Raw genomic sequence first — 26666 nt, 5'->3', positions numbered from 1 at the left:
GTCTAAATGTCCAAACTGTTTAAGGGGAAAACTTTGTACTCGATCGCGAGAAGCCGGAACACGCAGCCGAAGGCCCTGCCACCAGTGGCGACCTCCGCCGTTCAGACATCTGCCAAGCCTGTGTATGAAGATGTCGATGTCGCCATCGTGATGGAGTCCACCTATCCGTTCCTCAAGGGAGGGGTCTCGGCGGTTGTTCATGACATCGTGACGCACAACCCTGATCTGACTTACGGCATCATTCACATCACATGGGATTCAGATTCGCCAATGACGGACCTGTACGGGATGCCCTCCAATGTGCGCTGGGTGCGAACCGTGTTCCTCAGCATGGAAGAACACCGGCAGGACTTCCTCGCGGTGTCAGTTAAAGACCTGGGCATGACTGCACTGCAGCGTGAGGAACTCTCTCACCGGCTCTTCGACGCCCTGTATGCATTGTCTGAAAACGGCGAAGTAAACGCACTGTGGGAACTGATTGACGAGGGCCTGAATGAGCGCTCCCGTCGGTACCCCCTGTGGGCCCTTCTGGGATCCAGGGAATTTATGCAGACCCTGCAGGAACGCATGCCCCAGTTGAACCTGTCCTTGGCTAACTCATTCTGGACACTGCGTAACTTTTTCTCCCTGGCCTTCGCCGTGCTCGGTGAAACCATGCCCCGCGCCAGCGTCTATCACGCCCACACCACCGGCTACGCATCACTTCTCGGAGCAGCTGCGGCACGGGACCATGACACGTCATTCCTGCTGACCGAGCACAACCTCTACGTCCGTGACACGGTCAACACCCTGCTGGACCGCAACATGGCCCTGTCCATTACCGCAGACGATTACCGCACCTTCGATGTGACCGCCGATCAGCGCGCCTGGATGGCGTGGTGGACTGAAATGGGACGTTTCTGCTACCCCAGTGCACGGCTGATCACCTACCTCTACCCGAGTGCCATCACCGAGGCGGCGCGCCTCGGGTCCGACATCCATAAATCAGTTGTTGTGCCCAACGGCATGGTCATCGCGGAATTTGATGACAAATACCGCGCCCGTCAACAAGCCTTGGAGAAGCTGAAGCAAGACAGTGCCGGCCACACCTGGCGGCTCGTCTACATCGCCCGGGTAGTCCCCATCAAGGGTCTACTGGATTTGCTGTCAAGCATGGAGATTTTGCGGGACCGCGGGTACCCCAACCTGCACCTGGATGTCCTGGGTCCCACCGAGCATGTTCCCGAATACTATGAAGCCTGCCTCGCGAAAATCGATGCCCTTGGCTTGAATGACAAGGTCACCATCCATGGAACCGTCAACGTTCGGGAGATGCTCGATCAGTTCGACCTTCTGGTGCTTCCCAGCTACAACGAAGGCCTCAACCCATCGTCATCCTCGAAGCCATGGCCGCCGGTATCCCAACCGTCGGGTCCGACGTGGGAGGCGTCGCTCAACAGATCGCCGATGACCTCCTCACCTCGGACGGACGCACCATAGGTCCTTGCGGTGAAACTGTCACGCCCGGCGACGTCGTGCAGATGGCTGACGGCATCCAGGCAGTGATCGCAAACATCGACGCCTACGCCGATTATGCCGCCAACGCCCGCACCAGGCTCCAGGAACTCTTCCAAATGCACGAGGTCATGTCCTCGTACAACGCGATCTACCGCGCTCTGGGCGACCTTCCGGTTGCTGACCGAAGCGTTGAGCCGACTAGCAAAGAACTGGCACCGGTAGAGCTGTGAGCGGTGTGGGTGCGTGGATCCGTTATGGCGATCCGATTACCCCGGAACAGATAGCATTCGCTGCCAGCCACTACCGCGCCGCGATTCTGCAGCCATGGGAGCTCGAAGCAGCGGCAGAACTGAAGCGACGCCGCCCCGATATGACTGTTCTTTGCTACAAATGCCTGTCCTCAACCCGGGCCTACGAACCTGGGCCGGTCTACAGCTCAGGAGTCACGCATCAGGAAGCCGAGGCCGAGGGAGGAAACTGGTTCGCCACCCGACTGGACGGTAGCCGCATCCAGTGGAGCGGGTATCCCGGTCACTGGCAGATGAACGTCCGCGACCCCAAGTACCGTGCACGCTGGGTTCAGAACGTCACCGCGGAACTGACTGACTCTCCCTTCGACGGAGTAATGGCTGATAACGACGTGTTCGACGACTATTACCAGCTAAGCCTCCCAATCCAGGCAGCCGCCTCCATGGCCGACCTCCGGGAGGGACTTGATCTTCTTGTGCATGCCGCAGGCCAGTCCCTGAACAACGTCAAGAAGATCCTCGTACCCAACATCGCCGAATCCCGGCGGGAGCCCGGCCGATGGGCCTCTCACGCAGCTTACGGAGGCGGCTTCGAAGAAGTGTGGCTCGGCTACGGACCGGCAAACCTCTTTGACCCGCACACGGCCGAGGCACAGCTTCCGCAGGCGGATGGCCCTGGCCTGTCAATCCTGCGCGTGCCGACCGACGGAGACGATAACCATCCCAACTTCAAGTACGGGCTGGCGGCTTTCTGGATTTTCAGCGCCGGCCGGGGATCCTTCACGGCAACCGGACACGACGATTACAGCCGCATTCAACACATCCCCGAACTCGACTGGGCCCTGGGCAGCCCCCAAGAAAAACCGAAAGGCCGTCAACACGTCTGGTCCCGGGAATTCGATTACGGATGGGCTGCTGTGAACTTCAACAAAGACGGCCGCCGCAAGCGGCGAATCAGTGTTCCTCCGGGCCTGACAGACGCGGCAGGAAACCCGGCCCCATCATCTCTGGTTCTACCGGCACAACGCGGCGTCATCTATCAGCGAGGGCAGAAACGTTAAGATACTCATTACCGGCGGTTGCGGGTACATCGGATCACACACCATCCTTCGTTTACTCGAGGCCGGACACGACATCACTGTCATCGACAATCTCACCAATTCCCTGCCCGAATCATTGCTGCGGGTAGAGAAACTAACCGGACGGGAAGTCTCCTTTGTGGAAGGAGACATCGCCGACACCTCTTGCCTGCAGAAGATTTTCGATCAGGGCAATATTGAAGCGGTTATTCATTTCGCCGGCTTCAAGGCGGTCGGAGAATCCGTTGCGCAGCCCCTAAGCTACTACCGCAACAATGTCAGCGGGACACTGAATCTTCTGGAGACCATGGACGCCTATGGCATCCGGAATCTGGTCTTCAGCTCATCGGCCACCGTCTACGGGACAAACCCCGATATGCCGCTGAAGGAGGACCTTCCGCTACAGGCAACAAATCCCTACGGCCGGACCAAGCAGCACGTCGAACAAATCCTGACGGACCTCCAGGCCGCCGACGCGCGATGGCGGATAGCGCTTCTGCGCTACTTCAACCCCGTAGGCGCCCATCCCTCCGGGCTGATCGGGGAAGACCCTCAGGGTCCACCCAACAACCTCTTCCCCTTTGTGACTCAAGTAGCCGTCGGCCACAGAGACAGAGTGCACGTCTTCGGCAACGACTACGTCACACCTGATGGAACAGGGGTCCGGGACTACATCCATGTCATGGACCTTGCTGCCGGCCATGCCGCAGCACTGAACTTCCTGGCCGAACACCAAGGGCTGCACACCTGGAACCTCGGTACCGGCAGAGGTTACTCCGTGCTGGAAATCATCCAGGCCTTCGAAGCTGCGTCCGGCACCACAATTCCCTACGAGCTCGTGGACCGACGTCCGGGAGACGCCCCCATTAGCCTGGCCGACCCTTCCAGGGCCCTCTACGATCTGGGATGGAAAGCTTCAGAGACGCTGGAGGATATGTGCGCAGATGCCTGGCGCTGGCAACAAAACAACCCTGACGGTTACAGGACAAAGACGTCTCTGCCTGGCGAAGGGCCGCCGTGCTAACCCTCACTAAGAAGCCGGTAAATACTTGCGGCCAAGCGTTAGCCACCCAGTCAAGGTTTGGTCCTGCGAAGAATTTGCGAAACGCAGGGGCACTCCGTTTGCCAGCGGGTTAACCGGCCGCACAAGGAGGGTGTAGTGACCGGGGGCCAGTCCGCTACCACCGATTGCTGTTTTCCACTGCACCGTCCTCCCCGGCTTCACCCCAGAAAGCTTCCACGATGTCGCCCATGTTCGAACAATCTTCCCCGCGTTATTGACTGCAGCGACCGGACAGGCCAGTCATAGTAGAAAGGTGCGGTTCCGGTGTTGCGTACCGTCACACTCAAATCACTCTGGCCCTTCACCGCTCCACGAGTAACGGCGAAGGCAGTCGCTTGGAACCGGTAGCCAAGCGACCGGGAAGCTGTCGTGGCATTGGTGAGCGCCTGCCCCGAGTATCCCGGGTTGAATGCATGCTGGTTGAGCAGCCAGGAGGCATGCGTCGCTTTGGCGCTTGCTGCGAAGTCGTTGTCGGCACCGTTTTCAATCACCGGGCAGCGCATTGGCCCGTCGAAGATACAGTGCTGGATCTCGGGGCGCAGTTCTCCTCCCACCGGCTGGGTGAGCCACTTTTCAGTCGCGCCGGCCTGCGTCAATTTGTCCATGAAGTGCCAGCCCGTCCCTGGCAGAGTTCCTACAGCAAACGAGTCGTCGTGGTAGCCGACGCTAAGGGTGCTGTTAGCCGCATCCGGGTACCTCACCTGAAGCTTTGTTCGCGTAAAAGCCTTGGTGTAGGCCTGGAGCACCCGCTGCTGGGTCGCCGGTGATGCGAGCCAATTTTCGGGGGTCGCCGACCCGTCATGAGGGTAGGTGTGCCATTCGCCCCAAAAGCCCAGGAGGCCCATCTGGATGAACCCAATTCGCGGATCTCCGTCATAGCGGGACCCAAAGGCGGCAATGAAACCATCCAGGGCTTCTAATAGGCGCGGGTCCTCGTAATTCGGGGAGACACTCACACCACGGTTGTCATGGTCGGTATAGGCGCGGGTGGTGAGTCCTGACTTCAAAAGATACTCGGGAACGCCCGAGGCCTTGCCTGGGTAATCCAAGTAGAACCTGAATACTGCTTGGTGACCCCGTGCGGCTATAGCGTTCAACTGCGACTCAAAACTTGACCAGTTATACGTTCGAGCCCCTACAACGACAGAGTTGACGGGGACATAGAACCACTCCATGGAGTAAGGCACACGTTCGTAGCTGCCCGCGTAAGGAACGAAACCTTCCAGAGGATTGCTCGCAGGAGCAGGACCAGCCGCTAGGGAAACCCACTCCCCCGAGGAGTTCGCTGCTTCCGCCGCAGGAACGGTGGACGTAGAAGGGACTATCAATAACACAGCGGCCAAAAAGCATGAGACAACCGCGGCAATAAAAGGCTGTCCGCCCTGCTTTTTCCTGCGCAGGCGATACCTCAATGTATCCAATTGCAATTCCCCTTGAAAATCGGTGACTAGCACCAGTGAGACCAATCGGTGACAAGCACCAGTGAGACCGGGACGTACATACGCCACCACCCAAGCGGCGTTTATAACTCAGCACGTCGGACTGATCCTAAGGCCACAAACCGGGTTTTCCTCAAAAATTCTTCAAACCTTAACCAAGACTTTTTGAACCACGGACCGGACGCACCCCGAGGACGGAAGCACGACCCATGTGAAAGCGCTGCCCGATCAGGGGGCCAACCCGCCGGATTGAGCAAGTCCGGAGGTTCAGGGAATCCTGCCGGCCCCGTACCAGCCGCAGTGGCCCAACCCGCTTCCGCCTAAGCGTTCTCCAACGATCATCGAATTCGATTCCCTCACAGCGTTCACGAAAGGCAACCCCATGCCGACTGGCTGGAACGCTTCATCAAGGGCGAAATCGCCGGCGCCGTCGTCAACGCCCACCAGCCCGGGGTCACACACTCCGACGACTGGGACGGCTTTGGCCAGGGCACCACAGGCTCCGGCACCAGCACCTTCACTGACGCAGCAGTCGAGGCGGGAAACGTCATCGACTTCGACACCCGATTCAAGTACCAGACAGCGTTCTACCAAGCCGTACTCCTGGCCGTGCTGGCCGGAAGCATCAAGGCCGCCGAACTCGAAACCGCCCAGGCACAGGTCATCCTGACCTGCTTTGTGTTCGCTCTCGACAAGCACCACCCGACACCCGGGCTTGGGCACTGACTAGAATCCGGGGCGGATTTGGCTGGACTACGAAACAGGTTTGCTCTCGCCCCGCTACACCGCCCACTGGGACGCCCCCGTCAAAGCCGCCTAACCCCGTGCCGGGTCGAGCACCGGTACGCCAAGCAGGTCTTCCAGGACGCTTGCTTCGACCGGCTTGCCGAACAGATAACCTTGGACTCGCTCGCAGCCCATGGCGCGTAGGGCGTCGAACTGGCCCCGGGTTTCCACGCCCTCTGCGACAACGCGCAGTCCCAGCCCATGCCCGAGTCCGACGATGCCTGCGATGAAAGCGGCGGATCCCTCTTCGCCGAGCCGTGTGGTAAAGGACCGGTCGATCTTGACTTCGGTGACCGGAAGCCGGTGCAGCTGGGCGAGGGAGGAATATCCTGTTCCAAAGTCATCCACTGAAATCCCTATTCCCAGGGACCGGAGCCTGCGAAGGATTCCGTCGTTCATCGACGCTTCGGACACTGCCTGCGATTCGGTGACTTCCAAGATGAGTGCGGCGGCCGGGAACTTTGTCCGGTTCAAGGTATCCCGAACGAATGCCGTGAACTCTGTGCTGTCGAGCTGGGCCGCTGAGACGTTGACGGAAATTTCGATGTCATGTCCTGCTGCTCTCCAGCCAGCCCCGGCGCGGCAGGCCTCGGTCAGAACATAGGCGCCGACCTCCGTAATCAGGTTGCTCTCTTCGGCCAAGGGAATAAATTCTCCCGGAGGGAGCAGGCCGAGCTCGGGGTGCTGCCACCGGACTAGGGCCTCGGCGGCGACTATTTCGTTCGTTGCCACGTGGATTTGGGGCTGGTAGTGCACCCGCAGCTCGCCTCGGCCGGCAGCACCGCGCAGCTCTGTTTCGAGTCGGAGACTGTCTTTGCTCTTTGCCGGGGGTCTCTGGCCCCGGGCTCGGGCTTTCGACCGGTACATCTGCAAGTCTGCCTCCTCGATGAGGAGACGGGCTGCCTCGGACTGCGTATCTGTGCTCTCGTGCGGTAGGGCGCCGCTGACACTGGTGCCGATGGCCACGTCGACGAAAATGTTCGTGCCATTGATTTCGAGGGATTCGGTCAGGCTGGCACGGACCCTGGCGGCCAGATATTCGGCTTCGGCCTCGCTTTCAAGGTCGGGCAGGAGAATGACGAACTCGTCGCCGCTGTAGCGTGCGACCGTGTCGCTGGTGCGCACTGCGCTCTGGAGCTGGTTGGCGACGTGCCGGAGGACCCTGTCACCGGCTCCGTGGCCGAGGCTGTCGTTGATCCTTTTGAACCGGTTGACATCGCAGAAGAGCAGTCCCACCCTACGCCCGTCTCGTCCGGCCTTCGCCAGCGATGCTTCCAGCCGGTCCTCCAGCAGTGCCCTGTTGGGCAGCCCGGTCAGCGAATCGTGCAGGGCCTGCCTCCGGGCATCCTCGAGCAGCCGGATGTTATCCAGCGCCACCGTCGCCAGACAGGCCAGCCCGGTGAGGCGCTTGGTCAGGGCTCCTTCGAGGCGCTCCGGGGCCCTCCCGTCGGCCCAGTACGCAAGCACGATGCCGGTGAGCTGGTCCCCGGCCATGATCGGTATGGCCGCGAACGCCGAGAGGTCGAAGTCAGCGAGGACACTCTTTGCCCAGTCCGAACCGTTCCGGTTCACGAGCAGCGGGGCACCGTTGCGTAGCAGCTCGGAAAGCTCCGGGCTTTCCTGGGCCGTCGTCATGTAGTCGACCGCTTTTTCTGCCAATTCCCCATGCCAGCCGCTTAGCCCTGCGATCCGGAGTTCGCCTGCGTCCGCATCCCAGAGTGCCACGGCGGAGCGGGTGGCTCCCGAGAGGGTCGGGACGGCGTCGGCAACCACCCCGGCAACCGTTTTTACGGTGGAGCCTTCAGCCAGGGCGCGGGCGACGTCGAGCAGGAGCTCGGACGTTTCACCATTCTCCCGGGCCTCGGCAAGTAACCCGGCGCTGTCCAGCACGGCCGCCGCGTGCCGGGCATACGCTGCCAGGGTGTCGGTGTCGTCGGGAAAAAATTCCTGCCCGGAGTGGGCGACGGCTGCCAGCACGCCATAGTGGTGTGTTGCGGAGGCCACCGGGACGCTCAGGACCGGCAGCTCCACCAGTGCGCTATCGGTCAGGTTCAGGGCCGTGCCGTCGTCGGCGAGGGCTGCTGCCAAAGCCTCACCGGTGCCACGGACCCGGATATGGCGCCCCCCTGCGGGTAATCGGACGGCGAGCAGGTGCCCAGGTGCGTGCACCACGCTGTCGGCACGTGTCGCGATCCGGTCGAGCAACGCCTCCAAAGGTGCGGTGCTGACCAGCTCTGATGCCGCCCCCTCGAGAACCCGCAGCCGGTGCTCTGCGGATGACTCCCTGCCAAGGCCCCGTTCGGCGCCGGTGAACCTGCGCAGCATGTTCCGCACGCGACTGACAGGGGGTTCTGTCCAGGCCAGATGATAGATGCATTCCGAAGCGCCGTTGAGCTGGCAGATGACACCGTGATCCACCCGTGCCGGCGGCAGACCAAACACGACAGGTATTTGGGCGATGAGGCCTATGGTGTAGTCGCAGTCCGCCCGGCTGGGACGGTGGGGCCGCAGCGCCCTCCAGCCCACAACTGCCGCACCAGATTGAACCCATTCGCAGCGCAACACGCAAGCAGTATCAAAGCGCGTCGACAGCCGGGAGATGCGGCGGATCAGTGCCGCCGGTGAACCAAACGCCCGTGCCAGCACCCGCATCGGCGCGGCTGCCGGGTCTTCCATCAGAGCCGGGCCCAGCCTTAACCCGAGACGGGGATCGCCGAGTTCGGCGGCAGCGGCGTCAAAGAGCCGAATCTTGTCAGTATAGGAAATCCTTCCGCCCACGGTCCTCAGCGCTACCTGCTGATCGTGCAGACCCGCATGCCCCAGGACGCGGCTGACACCTTCCGGACCGGCCTGCTCGGCCACAATCCGCAACACCAGCCGCGTCGTCTGCGTCGAGGTACCGGGCACAACCTCGCTTCCGCCACGATCAGAACCGCTGCCCGCCCTGACCTGGGGACCGATCTTGAGCGGGCCGGAACCTGGAACCGGTTGAGGCAGTATTTTCACGATTGTCTTTCTGGTCTGACACAAAGGGAAGCGGCACACGGCGATTGGCCTCATGCAGCACCTTCACGTGGCCGGGCTATGCGCGCTGCACTGCATTCTGACGCCGGACCGGGCTGGACGATGATCCTGATCCCGGGCGATCTCGCAGAAGTGGCTCCCAAGAACCGCGGGGCGGCCGATAGCCCGGTGGGGTGAAATGCCAGATGCTGAGGCCGCGTGCCCAGGCTAGGGGAGGAGGGCGCTGAGGGGAATCGGGAGCACGAGAGGGACCTTTGCTGTTCGGCGGCCCGGCTGACCGCGTGGGTCCCGTGGCTTTGCGTCCCCGGCTTGCACCGGGTTTGCCTTTATCGACTAGCGGATGCTGAGCCAAGCGCCACTCTAGCAAGTTTAATGTTCAACGGTCTCCTTCGGCACTCTGATTTACATAGGCCCCACCAGTAACAGGCGGTTTTGCAAGCTCGAAGGGGCCGCGGAAGTCTTCAGCCGGGTCAATCCTCGGGAAGCGTCCCAGCAACCCGGCCGGCGTTCAGCCGTTCTGGTCCCTCGGATGCCGGGCGTTTCCGCGGTCCAGATTGGTAGTGACCTGATGCTCCGCGTCCTTTGCGGAGATGCTGAATTTCCCCAGCGTCTTGGCGCCTATGCCTTCACTCTCCCCCGCCAGCCCGATCAGTAAGTGTTCCGTGCCGGTTTCGGGAACATTGATGCGGATCGAAGCCCGGTGGGCCAGTTCGAGCGCGAGACGGGCTCTCGGCGTCAGGGCCAGCGCCTCAGACTCCAGACCCGGCCCCGGTCCCGGTCCCGGTCCCGTTTCGAGGACTTGGAGCACTTGGGCCCGGACCGTGGAGGGAACGGCTCCCAACTGCTCCAGGACGCTGTACGCAGTGAACTCCGGGTCCTTCGTCAAAGCCAGCAGGAGGTGCTCCGTTCCTATGTGACGGTGGCCCAGCGACTTTGCCTCCTCCTGGGCGACGGACAGGCTCTTCAGCGCTCCGGGGGTCAGTCGCTCAAGGAGGCTAGGTTTTACGTCCGGCAGGACGGGGGAAGGGGAAGGACGTGGCGGCCGGATCCGCGAGAACAGTCGGCGGAAAGGGCAAGTAATTCGGGATTCAGTTTGAAACATTGAACGGTCTTTTCTCGTCATGTGTTGCCAGCTTCGGTCGCGCGGGAACAGGGCAGGCGTCATTGCCCGCAGGGCCGAAGCAAGGCCGGAGGGGATGGATGCGCGAGGGTGGTCTTGGGCACGCTGGAGTCGTGGGGAGCCACGGGGATAGGAGACGCGTCCCCACCGCCATGCCGGGCTTGCCCGGTCAGTCCGCGTGCGGCTGGGGCGCCGGCGTCACCGGGACCGGCACGCGTGGTATCGCCGGTGTCGGTCCGAACGGGATCTGCCTGCATTCGAACTCGGCCGGGCCTGACCTATGGGAGGGCGAACGGGATTATCAGGTGCATGGGAAAGACCTTTGCTGTTCGGCGGCCCGGCTGACCTCGTGGGTCCCGTGGCTTTGCGTCCCCGGCTCGCGCCGGGTTTGCCTTTATCGATGAGCGGACGCCCATTGGAGGGCCATGTTAGCAAGAACGCGGCAGCGCATCCGCCACCCGCTCGGCTGCATGTATTGAATGCTAAGTGAAGCTCTCCAGGGGTGTGCCTGGCCTGAGCCTTGCCTGCTGGTATCCGCGGCTTCTGCTTCCGCCAAGGGTGGTATGCGGGCTAATGGATGACCAGGCCTCGGACTGTCAAGTCAATCGTTCGTCCCCTGCCACTCGGTGTTTCGGACTGAAAAACGTCCCCAAAACTCGTGGCAACTGGAGCACTCGCGTGCACATTGCACTCCCCTGTCAGGCCGGATTGTGCAAAGGGCACACGAGCGGGCAGTGCCCCATCTATAGCGTGATTTTCCACACAGCGTGTCCAGCAGAGCTATGAGGAGATACACATGCCGAACTACAGGGTGTCGATGGACATTGGAGGAACGTTCACGGACATCGTGGCGTACGACCAGCAGTCCGGAACCTATGAGGCGACCAAGGCGTCCACCACGCCGGGCAACCTGAGCGCCGGTGTCATCGCCGGACTCGAATCGATTGTCACGGACCTGTCCGACATCGAGTTCCTGGTCCACGGCACGACCCAAGGCTTGAACGCCTTCCTGGAACGCCGCGGTGTGCCTGTGCTACTGCTGGCTACCGCCGGAGTTGAGGATACCTACCACATTGCCCGCGGCCCCCGCCTCGAGCTTTACAACGCCCAGTACCGCAAGCCGGAGCCGCTGGTTGAGCGCAAAGATGTTATCGGCGTCGGAGGTCGGCTTGACGGTCAGGGCCACGAAATCCGCCCCCTCGATGAGGTGGCCGTCCGGCAGGCGGCGCGCCGCGCAGTGGACGAGGGGTACGGCGCCGTTGCCGTCGCCTTCCTCTTCAGCTACAAGAATCCCACGCACGAACTCCGCGCCCGCGAAATCCTGCTCGAGGAACTGGGTGACGACTTTACCGTCTCCCTGTCGCACGAAGCGGCTAAGGAATGGCGCGAATACGAGCGCACCTCGTCGGCCGTCGTCGAGGCCTACACCGGCCCGGTGGTCCGCAATTACCTCCTGGATCTGGAAGAGAAACTAGCGGACCGCGGCGTTGAAGCCCCGCTGCACATCATGCAGTCCTCCGGCGGCGTCCTCACAGCCGAATCGGCCCGCAAGCGGCCGCTGCAGACTCTGCTCTCCGGTCCCGTCGGCGGCGCAATGGGTGACGTCGAACTGGCTGGCGTCTCCGGCAACCGTAACCTCATCGGCGTGGATATGGGGGGGACCTCCTTCGACGTCTCCCTAGTGGTTGACGGCAAGCCCGACGTCTCCACGGAGGCGCACCTTGAAGGCCTGCCGATGCTCATGAGCGTCGTCAACATCCACACCGTGGGCGCTGGCGGCGGCTCGGTGGCCTGGCTCGAAGCCGGCGGGCTCCGTGTCGGTCCGCGCTCGGCCGGAGCGACGCCGGGACCGGCCTGCTACGGCCGCGGCGGCACCGAGCCCACCGTCACCGACGCCAACCTCGTGCTGGGCCGTGTCGACCCGGACTGGTTTGCCGGTGGCCAGGTCGCTTTGGACCGGGAGGCGGCCATCACCGCACTGAAGACGGTTGGCGACCAGCTGGGCCTGGACCCCATCGCCATGGCGGAAGGCATCTGCGATGTGGCCAACTCCCAGATGGCGCAGGCCATCCGCACCATCACCATCTCCCGCGGTATCGAACCCCGCGACTTCGCCCTTGTGGCCTTTGGCGGCGCCGGCCCAATGCACGCTGTTTTTCTTGCGAAGGAACTGGGCATCCCAGAAACCGTCGTTCCCCGGTTCCCCGGCGCCTTCTCGGCCTGGGGGATGCTGCAAACCAACATCCGCAAGGACTTTTCCGAACCGTATTTCTACCTTGACGAGGACATCGATCCGGCGGACATGGCCAGCGTCCTGCGGTCCATGGAAGTCGAAGGCCTGAGCTCGTTGGTCTCGGAAGGTGTTCCGGAGGAAAGCCGCCGCACCACCGCCTCTGTAGACGTCCGTTACCAGTCGCAGGAATTCTCGCTGAATGTACCGCTGACCTCTGCCGACGAACCGGAGTCCCCCGACTTTGTCGCCAACCTCGCGGTCCGCTTCTCGACCATGTACCACGAGCGCTACGGTCACTCCAACCTCGGCGCGCCCATCGAGATCGTCGCGCTCCGGACTCAGGCCGTCGGGGACCTTGGCCGGCTGGAAGCGCCGCTCTTCGCCCCGGCGGAGAGCTCCGAATTCAAGCACGAAATCCGCCGCGTGGTCTTCGACCACGTCGAACACGACACCACGGTGGTCCGCCGGGACGATCTGGCCGCGGGCCACAAGTTCGAAGGTCCCGCCATCATCGTGGAGCAGACCGCCACGACCGTGGTGCCGCCAGGGTTCGACGTCGCCGTCGACGAATTCGGCTCACTGGTCATCCGCACCCAAGACGTCGAAGAAAACTGAGGTACCGATCATGACAATCGAAGCAGTCAAAACCCTTGATCCCGTGACCGTGGAAATCATCCGCAACGCGCTCACCAGCGCTGCGGATGATATGAACGCCACCCTGATCCGCTCGGCTTATTCCCCCATCCTCTACGAAGGCGGGGACTGTGTGGTGGCCCTCCTGGACACCGAGCACCGGGTGCTCGGCCAGTCCGCCGGCCTGCCGCTGTTCCTGGGCAACCTGGAAACCTGCTCCATTGCGGTGGAGGAGCTTTACGGCCGGGAGGTCTGGAAGGAGGGCGACGTATGGATCCTCAATGATTCCTACTTGGGCGGAACCCACCTGAACGACGTCACCATTTTCGCGCCGATTTTCGACGCCGGCGCGGTAGTCGGCTTCGCCGCTACCCGCGCGCACTGGATGGACATGGGATCCAAGGACGTAGGCGGCTCCATGGATGCCACCGACATCTTCCAGGAAGGCTTCCGAATGGGCCCGGTCAAGCTTATGGAGGCCGGGGTCGAAACGTCCGTCGTGGACCTGATCCGCACCAATGTGCGTTTCCCCTACCAGACCATCGGAGACATGCACGCGATGATCGCCGCCCTTCGGATGGGGACCACCCGCATGAAGGAGCTCGTGGGCCGATACGGCATGGAGCAATTGGACGCGGCGCGTGACGAAATCTTCCGCCAGACCGAAGAAATCGAGCGCGAAACCGTCCGTGCCATCCCCGACGGCGTCTACGAAGCCGAGGGCGTGCTGGACAACGACGGGATCAACCTGGAATCCCCCATTCCGATCAAACTGAGGATCACCGTCGACGGCGACACCGTCGACTTCGACGTCACCGAATCGGCGGACCAGACCATGGGACCCGTCAACTGCGGCGCAGCCCAGGCCGTCTCGGCCCTGCGGGTGGGCTACAAGCTGCTGATCAGCCCGGACTCGAACTCCAACGGCGGATCCTTCCGGCCAATGACCACGCAGGTGCGCTCCGGCTCCGTTCTTGGAGCGGTCGCACCGGCACCCTGCCAGTGGTACTTTTCCCACCTTGGCCTGTTGATCGACCTCGTTTCCAAGGCCATGGCCCCTGCCATGCCCGAACGCGTTGCAAGCGCCAGCCACGGTGACTCGATGATCATCACGGCGGCCGGCTTCGACCCCCGCTTCGGCCGGAACTTCGTCAGCATGGAGGCCACCCTCGGCGGCTGGGGCGCCTGGCAGGGCACCGACGGCGAGTCCGCCATGATCAACAACGTCAACGGCTCCCTAAAGGACCTGCCCATCGAGATGATGGAAACCCGCTACCCGCTCCGCATCAACGAATACTCCATCCGCCCCAACTCGGGTGGCCCCGGCCAGTGGCGCGGCGGCAACGGCGTAGTGCGTGAATACGAGTTCCTGGCCGACTGCGTCGTCGGGCTCTGGTTCGAAAGGTCAAAGACCCCGGCATGGGGCCTCTTCGGCGGTTCGGATGCTCAGGGCCCCGAAGTTGTCATCAACCCCGGCCGCAGCGACGAAGTCCGCACCTTGAAGGCCAATGCCCGGAAGGTCAAGGCCGGCGACATAGTTCGCCTCGCCGTCGGAGGCGGTGGCGGCTTCGGAGATGTCTCCAAGCGCTCCCGCGAGGACATCGCCTACGACATCGTCAACGGTTTCATCACCGAGGACTTTGCCAGGACGCACTACGGATACTAAGCACCCGCCGCCAGATACCCAACAAAAAGGATTGCCCGTGAAATACCTCAAGCGATCAGCCACAGCTATCACTCTTGCGAGCCTCGCCCTGCTGACCTCAGCCTGCACGCCGCCCACGCAAGCCGCCTCAGGACCGACGTCCGCTGCCGATGCCAGCAAGCAGCTCAAGGTCGGCTTCTTCGGTTTCGCCAAGTCCAACGGATTCGCCCAGGGGACCTTCCTCGGCGTCGAGCAGGCGGCGAAGGCCAACAACGCCACCGCCACGTTCGTGGACCCCAACTTCAACGCACAGACCCAGGTCCAGCAGATCCAGGACGCCGTCACCTCCAAGCAGTTCGAGGTGATCGTGGTCCAGGCCAACGACAACCAGGCGCTCATCGCGCCCCTGCAGCAGGCCGTACAGGCCGGCATCACGGTGGTTGTCGAATTCTCGGTCATCGGACCGAAGTTCGACACAATCCAGCCGCAGATTCCTGGTGCCATCAGCATCGTCGACCTCCCGACCAGCAACGGAAAAGTCCTGGGCGAGATGGGCAAGGAAGCTTGCGCCACCGTTCCCGGGGACACCTGCAAGGTCGCCTACCTGGAGGGCTTCAAGTCCCTCCCGCTGGACAACGCCCGGACCGATGCCGTGAAGGCGGAGCTGGCCACGGACCCCAGGATCAAGCTGGTGGCCAGTGTGGAAGGCGGCTACACCCAAGACAGCGGTCGCCAAGCGTTCCAGAACGTTTCCCAAGCGACCCCGGATGTCGACGTCGTAATCGGCGCGTCCCAGGCGATCACCGGGGCGGCGGCTGCGGCGGGCGGCAGCGACATTAAGTTCATCGGCAACGGCTCGTCCACATCCAACGTTGAGGCCGTCCGGTCCGGCAAATGGTTCTCCATTTACGTGAGCGACGTCGTGGCCAACGGCGCGAAGGCCACCGAACTCGGCCTCGCCAAGGCCCGGGGGCAGCAGGTCGAGACGGCAGTGGACGAGGCGGCCCTGGCCCCGAACCGGGCCAAGGGAACCAAGCAGGCGCTGGACGCCGCCAACTACGTCTCGAAGTACTCCGACTAGCCCTGCCGGGCATCAACATGGGACCCCGGGCCGGATCACTCCTGATCCGGCCCGGGAAATCCCGCACGAGAATCCCCTTCCATCCCCCCGAGGTCACGATGGCTATAGAGCAGTTGGAAACACCAGAGCACGTCCGTGCGGACAGGGCCCCGGAGATCACAGTCTCCGGAATCGCCAAGCGGTACGGTTCCAGCACCGTCTTACAGGACGTCACACTGTCCGTTGCCCCCGGGGAAATCCACGGCATCATGGGAGAAAACGGCGCCGGGAAGAGCACACTCCTGAAAATCCTCGGCGGAGCCATCGTGGCTGATGCCGGCACCGTGTCATTGAACGGACGCCCAGTCAGGTTCACCACACCGCGGGATTCGATCTCCCACGGAATTTCCTTGATCTCCCAGGAACTGGCGCTCATTCCAGGGCTCTCAGTGCTGGAAAATGTCTTTCTTGGCCGGTGGTCCAACACGGGAAGCCTCCTTCGTTCCCGGAAGGACGCCGCCCACTTTGCCCGGCTGCTGGAGGAGACAGGTTTTGACCTGGACCCGCGGGCAATCGTGGGGACCCTGCCCATCGGCCAGGCGCAGCAGGTGGAAATCCTTAAAGCCCTGGCCCGCGGAGCCAAGGTGCTGTGCATGGACGAGCCAACGGCCGTCCTGAACGAAGCAGAGAAAGCGCAACTGCTGCAGGTAATCAGGAACCTGGCCCGCACCGGCACCACCGTCATCCTCGTTTCCCACTACCTGGAAGAGGTTCTGGGGCTCGTTGACCGGGTGACGGTCCTGCGCGATGGGCGGCACATCGTCACCGAAGACGCGGCGGGACACACGCCTGAATCGCTTGTCGGCTTGATGGTGGGCCGGGAGATCGACTTCCTCATCCCCGAAATCCCCCCGGTCCCGGCCGGCGCCAAGACGGTATTCGAGGCAGTCGGCTTGACCAGCGCGAAGGTCGAGGACGTCTCCTTCACGGTACGAGCCGGGGAAATCCTCGGCCTTGCCGGCCTGGTGGGCAGCGGCCGCAGTGAGACTTTGTTGGCCGCTTTCGGTGCCGACCGGGTCACCGCCGGCCACGTGGAGATCAACGGACGCCGTACCCGGCCCAATTCCATCCGGGACGCGATCGCGGCCGGTATCGCGCTCGTGCCGGAGTCGCGGAAAGAGCAGGGCCTGGTCATGTCCCGGCCGGCCCCCGAGAACATCGCCCTTGCTACGCTCTCAGACCGGTCGTTGTTCGGCTTCGTCCGGGTCGGTCGGGAAAAGGCCGTGGTTTCAAGTATCAGCCAGTCCGTTGATATCCGTGGCGTGCGTCTTGGGCCCATTGCCGACCTCTCCGGGGGCAACCAGCAGAAGGCGCTCTTTGCCAAATGGCTGCTCAGCCCTCCGGCGGTGCTCATGGTGGATGAGCCAACCCGCGGTGTCGATATTGCCGCCAAGGCGCTCATCCACGGCCTGATCGTCGAACTCGCAGCAAAGGGCACGGCCGTTATCGTCGTGAGCTCCGAACTGGAGGAAGTCATCGGCCTCTCCCACCGTATCCATGTCATGAGGCAAGGCCGCATCGTCGCCGAATTCGACCGGGATGCCTCCCGCGACGAAGTCATGACTTCCGCTTTTCTGAAATAGGTGAACCAATGACCACAGCTTCCGTTGCCGTGTCCAAACCGGTAGAGAAAAAATTCAAGATTAACGTCAAGGACTTCGGGATCCTTTTTGGCCTCATCGCCATCATGCTGTTCCTGACCCTGAACACGGGGACGTTCCTCACGGGCCGCAATTTCATCAATCTCTTCGACCAGGCGGCCATCGTGGGCCTGCTCGCCGCAGCCGCCACTTTGTGCATCATCAGCGGTGTGTTCGACCTGTCCTCGACGGCCACTTTGGCCGTTTCCGCCATTGCGGGCGTCATGATCACCCAACACTTTGGTGTGGCGGCCGGATTCATCGGGGCCTTGCTGGTCGGTGCAGCGTTGGGAACCGTCACCGGTCTGATTGTCGTGGGCACGAAGGTCAACTCGTTCATAGGCACGCTCGCGGTCAGCATTATTTACCGTGGGCTGGCCATTGTGATCACGGGCGGCGCAATCGTCGCACCGTTGCCCGAGCAGCTTTTTGCCTTCCAGACTTGGACCTGGCCCAGCCTCTTCGGCCTCACCGCGGGCTCAGTCCTGATGCTTGTCATGACGGCTGTGCTGGGCATCGTTTTATGGCGAACCACCTTCGGGCGCCGGATTTATGCGGTGGGCGGCAACCTGGAGGCGGCACGGCTGAGCGGTATCCGTACCGGCACCATCCACGTTGCTGTCTTCGCCATAAGCGGGGTGTGCTCCGCCATGGCCGGCATGATCCTGGCTTCCCGCGCCGGTTCGGCGCAGCCGGCCATGGCGATTGGCGTGGAACTCACGGCCATTGCCGCAGTAGTGATCGGTGGCACCAGCATCCTCGGCGGACAGGGCGCAATGTGGCGGGCGTTCGCGGGAGTCATGATCCTGACGGTCATCAGCAACGGCTTCAACCTGCTGCACTGGGACACGACATACCAGCAGGTGGTCACCGGGGTCCTCATCCTGGTTGCGGTCGCCGCCGACGGATTGTTCTTCCGCAAAGCGATCAGATGACGGGGCATAGTGGACCCTATATACATGGAACCGATTCAGCGGCCCGTAGGCGCCGTGCAGCAGGAAGTTGAAGGATGCGGCTAGGACTGCGGCTGCAGGAAACCAGATGCCGGAGTCTCGTGCTGGACGGCAGGAACATCGTCTCAGCGGCCCGCGAGATCCACGCCGACAGCTTGGTAGAGGCGCTGGACTCGGCGCTGTCGGGGATCCGCCGTGAGTTCGGGTCCGGCATCACGGACATCACCGCCGACGTCGGACGCGTCCTGGCGGCCCGGAAGCTGGCCGACGTCGTCGCTGTCCGCATTTCGCCCCGCCCGCCGGCTGATGCGTTTCACGTGGCTGGGCTGCCAGCCCTTGTCGAACCGGCGGTCAGCCGGACGGTGCATGTCTGCGGCGGCCACGATATGCGCGGCCGGCTTTTGGCTCCCCTGGACCTCGAGGCCTTCCTCACGGCGCTTCCCGGCATAGTGTCCGGGGATGTGCGGAACGTCGCCATTACGTCCGTCGGATCAACAGCGTCGAGGGAACACGAGACGCGCATTGCTGACGCCATCCTCAGCAATGACAGCGAAATGCGGATCAGCATCTCCAGCGATTTCTTTTCCAGCACATTTCGGGACCGCGACTACACGGCAATCCTGAACAGCGCGCTCATGGAGACGGGCGAAGAGCTGGCGGCAGTCCTGGAGGCGGCTGGCCGGCGCCATTTTCCGGCCGCTACCCTGTCCTTCGCCAGGAACGACGGCGGCCGGGCCCCCCTTCCGCGGCTGGCAATGATGCCCGTTCACGGGCTCCGGCCGGAACCGGCCATGGCAACCCTCGGTGCGGCCACTCTTGCCAGCGTCCCCGACGGCGAAGTTATTCTCTGCACCGACTCCGGTGTCAGCGTGGGCTACACCCGGCGCGGCCTTCCTGCTGCAAACAGCCTAATCCGGCAAGGGTATGAGGCGAGCCTGGCCAGCAACGCTGCAATTGTCGACTCCTACACTCCCAACCACCCAACCCGCCCGGACGTCGCATCAGTCGTAGCTGATCTTCGTGCAGATCAGAAGACTCCACCTCCGTTCGGGCTTATTGCGACCCTGCCCGCTGCCGAGGACGTCGCGCTGGTAGGTTCTGCCGCAGCGCCCCTTACTTCCTGGATCGACAGACTCGAGACGGTCAGCGGACGCACCGACCTCCAAGCCGTGCAGCGTCGGGCCGAGGAGGACGCCCAGTCGGCGGCGGTGCAACTGGGTGCCAACCCGGGGCAAACCCGCATCATTGAATCGAACGTCTTTGCAATGCCCTACGGCAACCCGGGCATTGTCAGGATCCGCGTCCAAGCGGCCGGTGGGGAGACCCCAAGTGACGCGGAGCAGTTTCTGGCTGCAGGAGCACGGGGTGCCACACCATGAGCACCCGGATCACGGCGGACGATGTCCGGTGCCTCAGGACAGGAGCGCACTTTCTGGCCTGCGCCATCGACCCGACGGCCATCTACGTCTACACGGACATGATTTTGCGGGCCATGGAGCACCAGCCCTTGGAGCTCGCCGCCATCGACGAACTCGCCCCTGACGACTTGGTCGTGGCAGTCGGAATGGTGACGCAGGGCCTCTTCATAGCCGACATGCCTCCAGTCGGTGACGAGTTCATTAGTTGCATCAGTGCCATAGAAGCGGGCCTCGGCAGGAGGGTCCGGGCAATTTATCCACTCGCTGCCGCCAACATCAACGGAATCATTCCGCTCATGGTCGGGCTGCAGTCCTCACTGCCCGTGATCGACTCCGACCCGATGGGCCGGGTCTTTCCCCTGATCAGCCAAACAACCCTCAACATGGGCGGGGTCGCTATCAGCCCGATCGCCATGACGGGAGTTACGGGAGAACGCGCTCTCGTGGAAGCCAACAATCCGCAGCGGGCCGAGACTCTGGTGCGCGCACTCGTCACCGAACTAGGCGGCTGGGCCGCCACGGCCATGTATCCCTGCACTGCCGCACAGCTGAAGGAACATGGCGTCCACGGGTCCGTCAGCCGGATGATCCGAATAGGCCAAATCTTGGATGCGGAAACGTCGGTCGAGCGAAAGTTCCAGATGCTCGCGGAACTTCTCGGTGCCACGCGCGTCGCCCGCGCCCGCGTGAGCCACATCGAAGGCCTCTCCCGGCCCACGGACCTCGGGCTACCGGCACAGCCGTCGAGCGTGACCCTCGAGGACGAAAGCACCGGCCAGATCGTCCGGCTGGAGATCCAGAATGAGATTCTCCTGGTCCTGGTCGATGGTGCCATAGCGGCGGCCGTCCCCGACATGGTGACGCTGCTGAACTCCGAGCATGGCACGGTGGCCAGCCCCGACGACTTACGCGTGGGCAACGTCGTGGACGTCCTCAAATACCCCGCTGCAGCCCAGTGGTATTCGCCGGCCGGCCTTGACCTCACCGAGCCAAAGGCGTTTGGCATTCCCCTCCGGCACCCAAGGCGGGGTCATGCATAGGTCGAAAAGCGTCACCCGGTTGGACGTTGCAGGGCTTTTGGCCCACGGGTCCCTCCGGGGCACGACGCCGCTATATCTCACGCCCTCAAGCGCGACGATAGAAAATGTCGTTCTCGTCTCCCAGCTTGAAGCTATCCAGCGCGTACGGCCCAACACGGTCGTCGTCCTCTCCCCCGCGATGGGAGCCGGCGGCTGGCTGGTATCAGCGGCGCTACGGCACGCGTGGGAACGGAGGGCCAGCGCCGTCGTCGTCGCCGAAAGCACCTACTCCACTGCCGTCATCGGCCTGGCCGAGCGGCTTGGCATCACGCTGCTGGCCTCCGACGAGGACCCGGCCGGCGTCGCTTTGGCAATGGCGGCTGAAATCGGTGCCGCCTTGTCCGTTGTTGACGCGGAACTGGCCCGCTTCGCGCGCGCGGTCGCAAAAGACACCTCCCTTGGCGATGTACTTAAAACCATTTCCAACGAACTCGACGGCGTGGGCATCTCGGTGGAGTACGACGGCGTTGTCTTGGCCTCTGCCGGAATGCCCCTGCGGGAAGCGGCCGAAGTCATCGCGGTGGAAATACGCGGTGGGAACAACGCCGTCCGCTCGACTCTGACAGCCCGCGTTCCCGCATCCGGCGTCCACAACCTGCAGCTGGTCCGTTCGATCCTTGAGGTCGCCATCCCTGCGGTCAGGGCTGCCTGGCTGTTGGGCGACTTCCTCGAGGCCTCGCGCGCTGTCCCCACCGCCGCACTCGCCGGACTGGACCAAGGCCCCGGTTCCTCCGGCCGCGCGTTCGAAATAGAACACCGGCACCTGCTGACCCAACTGGGTTGGCGGCCGGAGGATAAGTACGTCGCCCTGTGGATCCGGAGCCAAGCAGGGAACGACCCCCGTTCCGAGCTGACGGCCGTGCTGCGCCTGCTATGGCGGAAGGTGGCAGCACGCCGCCCCCTGGCTGAAGTCAGCGGCGGCTGGCTTGCACTCGTGCCGGCCGAAAACCGCGACGTCTCGTCACTGCTGGAAGCCCGGGTCAGGACACGTCTCGCCGAGACTCTTGCCGAGCTTGGGCTTGTTGCCGGACTCTCAGCCTGGCGCGAGGACCCGCCCTTACTTCCAGCCATCGTGCGCGAGGCACGCCTGGCCGCCGAATCCGCTTGGGCAGCGGGGCCGGGCACGGTTCTGTCCTTCGCCAACCTCGGGGTGGCGGCGGCCACGACTTTCGTCGAGTCGGACGCCGTCAGGCTCGTGGCCGAGCTCGCACTGCCGCGGTTGATGGCCAGCGCCGACCGGGATGTGATTGTTGCGGCGGTGGCCGCCTTCCTGGACCACCACGGATCTGTGAGCCTCGCAGCGAAAGCACTGGACCTGCACCGGAACACACTCCAGGCCAGGCTCAACCGGGCCCGCGAGCTTGGTGTCCCGCTCGACAGCCCGGCGGAGATGTTGTCCGTCCATCTCATCCTCAATGTGCTGCGCGGGCCGATCCGCGGTAAACCAAACTTCCAAAAACCCACCATCGAAACCAGAAAGGACTCCCCATGAGTTCACAGTTTGATTCCTTTGACGACGTCTACGCTTCCGCGCAGGACACCGTGGGCGTTCGTCTCTTCACGGCCTCCGTCATCGCCGACGCCGGCACCAGCATGGCACGCATCTTCACCACCCACCCCGAGGTCTACCCCGTGGGAGGCAGGAAAACACTCACCGGGGACACCAACCCGGTATGGCTGGAGCAGGTCGTCAAAGGACAGCAGCCGTTCCTGGGCGCTGACACCGAGGCAGTCCGGGCCTTCTTTTTCGACTCGGCAACCATTGAGTCGCTCGGGTGCGGGGCGATCGTCAACGTTCCGGTGGTGAGCAACGGCGAGACCATCGGTTCAATGAATTTCCTAGGGCCCGAGGGAAGCTACGACCAGAAGTCGGTGGAGGCTGCCATGACAATCGCGCGGCGCTCGGTCCGGCTGCTGGAAGAAGCCCTGGCCGGGAACAACTAGTGCCAACCGCGGCACGGCAACTCGGCGCCACGTACGGAAAGACGACAGAAAGGAAGGACGCTGCATGACAAGAAATCAGCCGGGTACCCTGACCATCCGGAACGCCCGGATCTTTAACGGCGAATCGCGCGACCTGTTCGAAGGCTCCATCACCATCCGCGCCGGCCGTATAGCCGCCTTGGGCAACGATGAGACGGCAGTGCCCGCTGCCGCGACGGTGCTCGACGCCGGAGGCCGCACGGTGATTCCCGGGCTCATCGATGCCCACTTCCACGCCTACGCGCTCAGCCTGACCTCGGCGCGGAACGAAACGGGCCCGCTAAGCTACTCCGCCCTGGCGGGAGTACGCCGCCTTGAAGCCGCGTTGCGCCGCGGATTCACCTCGGTCCGCGACGTGGCCGGAGGAGACATCGGCCTCGCGAACGCCATCGACGAAGGCCTGTACCCCGGCCCACGGTACTTCTTCACCGGCCCCGCGCTGAGCCAGACAGGCGGCCACGGAGATATCCGCGCCAACAATGACGGAAGCTGTTTCCATGGGGGCCACATGTGCGAAGTGGTGGACGGCGTCGACGACCTGCTGCGCGCGGTGCGGCACAGGTTTCGGACCGGTGCCACGGCGGTCAAGCTCATGACGTCGGGCGGCGTCATTTCGCCCGTCGACCCGATCCGGGTTCCGCAATACAGCGCGGCGGAAATCCGCGTTGTGACAGAGGAGGCATCCCGCAGGGGCAGCTACGCTACCGCCCATGCCTACTCGCCCGAAGCCATCCGCCATTCCGTACTGAACGGGGTTCGCTGCATCGAACACGGTAACCTGCTGGATGCAGAAACCGCCCAACTCATGGCCGAACATGAGGTCTTTCTCGTACCCACGCTTGTCACCTACGATGCCATGGACCGGCGTGGAACGGAGATCGGCCTCACCGACGTGGGAGCGGCCAAGAATCGGGAAGTACTGAATGCCGGCAAGGAGGCAGTCGAACTTGCCCGGGCCGCCGGGGTCCGGATCGGTTTTGGATCTGACCTCATGGGTGAGTTGGAGGACGAGCAACTAGCGGGGCTGCGCCTTCAATGCGAAGTCTTGGGCGTGTATGACGCCCTCCGCTCCGCTACGTCAACCAACGCTGCCCTGCTGCGGCGTGAAGACCTGGGACGAATAGCAGAAGGTGCGTGTGCGGACCTCGTAGTGCTGGACGGCGATCCTTTCGATGAACCCTCAATCCTCTGGGACGAGGGCCGGGCCCGGACCGTCATCAAGGACGGGCATATCGTCACCACAGGGGACATGAAAGAAGGTCACGAGAGCTCTCTGACTCGCGCAGGCTAAATTTGGCCGACATTGTTCGTGCCTTCCCAGGGCACTTACGCACCCCCGGTCACTTCATAGAGGTCGGTGGTCAGTTCCCGCAGAACTTCGGGAATTGGCTCTACGCCAAGTCCCGGACCGGTCGGCACCCTGATGTAGCCGCGGTCGAGGACAAACGTTCTGGTCAGGTCTCTCGTAGAACCGGCCAGAGGCGGAGATGTCTCCGGGTAGTGTGAACAGCGGGAGGGCGGCCAGCGCTGCGTTTTGCTGCCCTTCCCAGCCCCGTTTTAAGCATTCCTCGGCACCGAACCGCTACGCCGTTCGCCCGTGCCATGTCGTGGATCTGCCGGGCCCGGCGGAGTTATTGGGGTCGGACTCTAAGAAAGTTACGAGCGTGATCGTCCGCTTGGGCACCCCAACCTGACGGTGCCTCAGGCATCCAGCTTTACGGAAGGTCCGTTATCGGCACAAAAAAATCAACCGGTACCTGGGGGCGCTGCCGGCGGTGCGATCTAGGCGTGCTTTGTCCCGATCTGCGAGGGCACTGTGAACCCCTGGGGCAGGGTGAGTGCCAAAATTTCGCGGACGGTCTTGGCCAGCAGCGGGACACGTGAGGCTTTCATCCGGCTCACGGGGGCACTGATGCTTATAGCGGCCGAGGGATGGCCTCCATAGATCAGCGGGAAGCCTATGCACACGATTCCGGGTTCGTTTTCTTCGCGTTCCAGCGAGTACCCGTATCTTTGTGCCTGGCTGACCGCGTTCAGGAACGCTTCCTTCCTGCTGGAGAAGTCCGGCGTTGAATGGTCCGGCAGATATTTGTGCAGGGTGGCCGGGTCGGTGCCGCTGAAGGCAACAATGGCCCTCCCGAGGGCGGTGGACGATACTGCGGCCGTGCGTCCGACCGCGGACCAGACACGAATCGCGCGGTCCGGCTCGACCTTATCGATGTACGTAATGGAGGACCCGTCGAGCACGCCCAGGTGTACAAGTTCGCCGGTGGCCGAGCACAGTTCCATGAGCGACGGTTTCATCAACGCGGGAAGGTTCTCGCTGCGATAGTACTGGCTGATCAGGGTCGTCAGGTGGCTACCGAGTCGGTACGCGCCGTCTCGCTGATTCTGGGAGACATAGCCTCGGAACTTCAGTGCAGCGAGGGTTCTGTGGACGGTGGCCTTATTGAGCGCGAGCTGCTGGGCGATATCAGCCAGACCTAGTCCTTCCGAGCCTACTTCGGCGAGCAGATCCAGCACCCTGAGTGCCTTGTCGACGCTTCCCAGGGGCGATTCCTCATCCGACACTAATAAGTCCTTCCTGATCTGGAGCAGCGTGTCGCGTAGCCGGGGCGCCCAGAAAAATAGCTGTCTGGGCGCCCTGGGACGCAGCTAGATTGTGACGCCGACGCGGCTGGCGGTGGCGCGGATGGCTTCGTCGACGTGTTGTGGGAGACCCACTGTATCAACGTTGCTGGACGCCTTGATGGCTTCCGGGTCCCCGGGGGCGAGGACCCGTTCCACGCCAGTTGCCGGACGGAGCTGACGCAACTCGTCACGGAACTCAGAAGCGCGGGAAATGGGCGCCTCGGTCCCGTGCACAAACACCGGATCGATGACGATAAGCAGGTTTCCCGTGCCGATCTGCGAGCTTCGGTCAGTCCAGATGTCGACGGTCTCGTGCGCGAACTTTCCCCCGCCGCCGGCACCGGCGAGCAATTCAACCATTACCGCTATGGCCGAACCCTTGTGACCGCCGAAGGGGATCAGGGCTCCTTGCACCGCGGTGGCCGCGTCTGTGGTCGGCTCACCGTTGGCGTCTACCGCCCACCCCTCGGGGATCTGGTCTCCTGCCCCGGCTGCTGCAACAATTTTGCCGAAGGCCCCGGCGCTGGTTGCCAGGTCGGCCGTCACCGGCCGGTCGCCGGTCGGGAACGACACCGAAAGGGGGTTAGTTCCGATAAGTTGCTCGGCGCTGCCGTAGGGGGCCACTGTGGCTCCAGTGGTGGAGACCAGCAGTGCAATGAGGCCGTCCCTGGCCAGCTGGTCCGTCCAGTAGGCACCGGCGCCGTAGTGAGTGCTGTTCTTCACCGCCACGACGGCAACCCCTGATTCGCTCACCAATTGTCGGGCCTTTTTGAGCGCTTCACGCATGCCTACCTGCCCGAAGCCGGAGCCGGCGTCCAGGACCGCGGTTGCACCTGCACTTCGCACCCATTTCAGGGGTGCCTGCGGAACGATGCCGCCCGCTTCGACTGACTCAACGTAAAGGGGAAGGCGAAGCAGGCCGTGGGAGTGGATGCCTTTAGCGTCTGCGTCTATCAGTGAAGCGGCGACAAGTTCCGCTTCCGCGGAAGAGGCGCCGACTGCCTGCAGTGTCTTTGAGGCAAGTGCCTGCAGTTCCGGGCGGGGGGTTCTTACTTCTGAATTCGTCATTGTTTCC

20 protein-coding genes, 1 pseudogene and 2 riboswitches are annotated in these 26666 nt (G+C 63.1%); of the genes and pseudogenes, 14 read left to right on the top strand and 7 right to left on the bottom strand.

The features are described 5' to 3' along the window. Nucleotides 1-84: 84 nt before the first annotated feature. Genes pelF through galE form a run of 4 tightly spaced genes read left to right on the top strand, consistent with a single transcriptional unit; the run spans nucleotide 85 to nucleotide 3848 of the window. Nucleotides 85-1479, top strand: a complete 1395-nt coding sequence (gene pelF / locus QFZ65_RS03500; protein WP_306908187.1) for a GT4 family glycosyltransferase PelF — start codon at nucleotides 85-87, stop codon at nucleotides 1477-1479. Then, on the top strand, nucleotides 1386-1727 hold the full coding sequence (locus tag QFZ65_RS03495) for a glycosyltransferase (protein ID WP_306908185.1): 342 nt from the start codon (nucleotides 1386-1388) through the stop codon (nucleotides 1725-1727). The genes pelF and QFZ65_RS03495 overlap by 94 nt, the downstream gene beginning before the upstream one ends. Continuing rightward, nucleotides 1724-2806: a putative glycoside hydrolase gene (locus QFZ65_RS03490; RefSeq protein WP_306908184.1), complete on the top strand. Its 1083-nt coding sequence runs from the start codon at nucleotides 1724-1726 to the stop codon at nucleotides 2804-2806. The genes QFZ65_RS03495 and QFZ65_RS03490 overlap by 4 nt, the downstream gene beginning before the upstream one ends. Next, nucleotides 2784-3848, top strand: coding sequence for a UDP-glucose 4-epimerase GalE (gene galE, locus QFZ65_RS03485; protein WP_306912489.1), 1065 nt, complete (start codon nucleotides 2784-2786; stop codon nucleotides 3846-3848). Before QFZ65_RS03490 ends, galE begins: the two co-directional genes overlap by 23 nt. Before the next feature lie 197 nt (nucleotides 3849-4045). On the opposite strand, the gene QFZ65_RS03480 is transcribed toward galE, so the two are convergent. The 4 genes from QFZ65_RS03480 to QFZ65_RS03465 all read right to left on the bottom strand — a co-directional run bounded on the left by QFZ65_RS03480 (nucleotide 4046) and on the right by QFZ65_RS03465 (nucleotide 10238). Continuing rightward, complete coding sequence (locus QFZ65_RS03480; RefSeq protein ID WP_306908183.1) at nucleotides 4046-5341, bottom strand: DUF4832 domain-containing protein; 1296 nt, start codon at nucleotides 5339-5341, stop codon at nucleotides 4046-4048. Nucleotides 5342-5593: 252 nt separating this feature from the next. Beyond that, nucleotides 5594-6025, bottom strand: coding sequence for a hypothetical protein (locus QFZ65_RS03475; protein WP_306908182.1), 432 nt, complete (start codon nucleotides 6023-6025; stop codon nucleotides 5594-5596). A 117-nt stretch (nucleotides 6026-6142) separates the two neighbouring features. Continuing rightward, nucleotides 6143-9118 (bottom strand): EAL domain-containing protein, encoded by a 2976-nt coding sequence (locus tag QFZ65_RS03470; RefSeq protein ID WP_306908181.1) that lies wholly within the window; start codon nucleotides 9116-9118, stop codon nucleotides 6143-6145. Between the two features lie 278 nt (nucleotides 9119-9396). Continuing rightward, nucleotides 9397-9471: riboswitch (cyclic di-GMP riboswitch) on the bottom strand. Nucleotides 9472-9644: 173 nt separating this feature from the next. After that, nucleotides 9645-10238: a Clp protease N-terminal domain-containing protein gene (locus QFZ65_RS03465; protein ID WP_306908180.1), complete on the bottom strand. Its 594-nt coding sequence runs from the start codon at nucleotides 10236-10238 to the stop codon at nucleotides 9645-9647. A 346-nt stretch (nucleotides 10239-10584) separates the two neighbouring features. After that, nucleotides 10585-10659, bottom strand: a riboswitch (cyclic di-GMP riboswitch). Nucleotides 10660-11052: 393 nt separating this feature from the next. Here QFZ65_RS03465 and QFZ65_RS03460 point away from each other — a divergent pair. The 10 genes from QFZ65_RS03460 (at nucleotide 11053) to QFZ65_RS03415 (ending at nucleotide 24251) form a co-directional block, all read left to right on the top strand. Next, on the top strand, nucleotides 11053-13104 hold the full coding sequence (locus QFZ65_RS03460; RefSeq protein WP_306908179.1) for a hydantoinase/oxoprolinase family protein: 2052 nt from the start codon (nucleotides 11053-11055) through the stop codon (nucleotides 13102-13104). Between the two features lie 10 nt (nucleotides 13105-13114). Then, entirely contained in the window at nucleotides 13115-14788 is a 1674-nt protein-coding gene (locus tag QFZ65_RS03455; protein WP_306908178.1) for a hydantoinase B/oxoprolinase family protein, read from the top strand. 37 nt (nucleotides 14789-14825) lie between these two features. Continuing rightward, nucleotides 14826-15848 carry a sugar ABC transporter substrate-binding protein gene (locus QFZ65_RS03450; protein ID WP_306908177.1) on the top strand — a complete coding sequence of 341 codons (1023 nt, stop codon included), beginning with the start codon at nucleotides 14826-14828 and terminating at the stop codon, nucleotides 15846-15848. A 98-nt stretch (nucleotides 15849-15946) separates the two neighbouring features. Then, nucleotides 15947-17470 carry a sugar ABC transporter ATP-binding protein gene (locus QFZ65_RS03445; protein WP_306908176.1) on the top strand — a complete coding sequence of 508 codons (1524 nt, stop codon included), beginning with the start codon at nucleotides 15947-15949 and terminating at the stop codon, nucleotides 17468-17470. Between the two features lie 8 nt (nucleotides 17471-17478). After that, nucleotides 17479-18462 carry an ABC transporter permease gene (locus QFZ65_RS03440; protein ID WP_306908175.1) on the top strand — a complete coding sequence of 328 codons (984 nt, stop codon included), beginning with the start codon at nucleotides 17479-17481 and terminating at the stop codon, nucleotides 18460-18462. Between the two features lie 74 nt (nucleotides 18463-18536). After that, a complete protein-coding gene (locus QFZ65_RS03435; protein WP_306908174.1) occupies nucleotides 18537-19859 on the top strand; it encodes a methylhydantoinase in 1323 nt (440 codons plus the stop codon). Continuing rightward, entirely contained in the window at nucleotides 19856-20938 is a 1083-nt protein-coding gene (locus QFZ65_RS03430) for a DUF917 domain-containing protein (RefSeq protein ID WP_306908173.1), read from the top strand. The genes QFZ65_RS03435 and QFZ65_RS03430 overlap by 4 nt, the downstream gene beginning before the upstream one ends. Further along, a complete protein-coding gene (locus QFZ65_RS03425; protein WP_306908172.1) occupies nucleotides 20931-22469 on the top strand; it encodes a CdaR family transcriptional regulator in 1539 nt (512 codons plus the stop codon). The genes QFZ65_RS03430 and QFZ65_RS03425 overlap by 8 nt, the downstream gene beginning before the upstream one ends. Then, nucleotides 22466-22921, top strand: a complete 456-nt coding sequence (locus QFZ65_RS03420; RefSeq protein ID WP_306908171.1) for a GAF domain-containing protein — start codon at nucleotides 22466-22468, stop codon at nucleotides 22919-22921. The genes QFZ65_RS03425 and QFZ65_RS03420 overlap by 4 nt, the downstream gene beginning before the upstream one ends. A gap of 64 nt (nucleotides 22922-22985) precedes the next feature. Next, the gene (locus QFZ65_RS03415) at nucleotides 22986-24251 is read left to right on the top strand and encodes an amidohydrolase family protein (protein ID WP_306908170.1); all 1266 of its coding nucleotides are present in this window, start codon (nucleotides 22986-22988) and stop codon (nucleotides 24249-24251) included. A gap of 35 nt (nucleotides 24252-24286) precedes the next feature. Here QFZ65_RS03415 and QFZ65_RS03410 read toward each other — a convergent pair. The 3 genes and pseudogenes from QFZ65_RS03410 to QFZ65_RS03400 form a co-directional block, all read right to left on the bottom strand. Continuing rightward, nucleotides 24287-24582 (bottom strand): annotated as a pseudogene (locus QFZ65_RS03410) (enolase C-terminal domain-like protein); the annotation flags it as partial. Nucleotides 24583-24742: 160 nt separating this feature from the next. Next, nucleotides 24743-25531 (bottom strand): IclR family transcriptional regulator, encoded by a 789-nt coding sequence (locus tag QFZ65_RS03405; RefSeq protein ID WP_306908169.1) that lies wholly within the window; start codon nucleotides 25529-25531, stop codon nucleotides 24743-24745. 84 nt (nucleotides 25532-25615) lie between these two features. Beyond that, complete coding sequence (locus QFZ65_RS03400; RefSeq protein ID WP_306908168.1) at nucleotides 25616-26659, bottom strand: Ldh family oxidoreductase; 1044 nt, start codon at nucleotides 26657-26659, stop codon at nucleotides 25616-25618. Between the last annotated feature and the right edge of the window lie 7 nt (nucleotides 26660-26666).

It is taken from the genome of Arthrobacter sp. B3I9, assembly GCF_030816935.1.
Taxonomy (GTDB): Bacteria; Actinomycetota; Actinomycetes; order Actinomycetales; family Micrococcaceae; genus Arthrobacter.
Note: the sequence above shows the minus strand (reverse complement) of the source record. Positions and strands in the feature narration are given on the sequence as shown.

Bases quoted from the DNA above. Each gene is read 5' to 3' on its own strand.
- QFZ65_RS03495 (WP_306908185.1), top strand. From the start codon at position 1,386: ATGGCCGCCGGTATCCCAACCGTCGGGTCCGACGTGGGAGGCGTCGCT.
- QFZ65_RS03465 (WP_306908180.1), bottom strand. From the start codon at position 10,238: ATGTTTCAAACTGAATCCCGAATTACTTGCCCTTTCCGCCGACTGTTC.
- QFZ65_RS03460 (WP_306908179.1), top strand. From the start codon at position 11,053: ATGCCGAACTACAGGGTGTCGATGGACATTGGAGGAACGTTCACGGAC.
- QFZ65_RS03455 (WP_306908178.1), top strand. From the start codon at position 13,115: ATGACAATCGAAGCAGTCAAAACCCTTGATCCCGTGACCGTGGAAATC.
- QFZ65_RS03445 (WP_306908176.1), top strand. From the start codon at position 15,947: ATGGCTATAGAGCAGTTGGAAACACCAGAGCACGTCCGTGCGGACAGG.
- QFZ65_RS03440 (WP_306908175.1), top strand. From the start codon at position 17,479: ATGACCACAGCTTCCGTTGCCGTGTCCAAACCGGTAGAGAAAAAATTC.
- QFZ65_RS03435 (WP_306908174.1), top strand. From the start codon at position 18,537: ATGCGGCTAGGACTGCGGCTGCAGGAAACCAGATGCCGGAGTCTCGTG.
- QFZ65_RS03430 (WP_306908173.1), top strand. From the start codon at position 19,856: ATGAGCACCCGGATCACGGCGGACGATGTCCGGTGCCTCAGGACAGGA.
- QFZ65_RS03425 (WP_306908172.1), top strand. From the start codon at position 20,931: ATGCATAGGTCGAAAAGCGTCACCCGGTTGGACGTTGCAGGGCTTTTG.
- QFZ65_RS03420 (WP_306908171.1), top strand. From the start codon at position 22,466: ATGAGTTCACAGTTTGATTCCTTTGACGACGTCTACGCTTCCGCGCAG.
- QFZ65_RS03415 (WP_306908170.1), top strand. From the start codon at position 22,986: ATGACAAGAAATCAGCCGGGTACCCTGACCATCCGGAACGCCCGGATC.
- QFZ65_RS03400 (WP_306908168.1), bottom strand. From the start codon at position 26,659: ATGACGAATTCAGAAGTAAGAACCCCCCGCCCGGAACTGCAGGCACTT.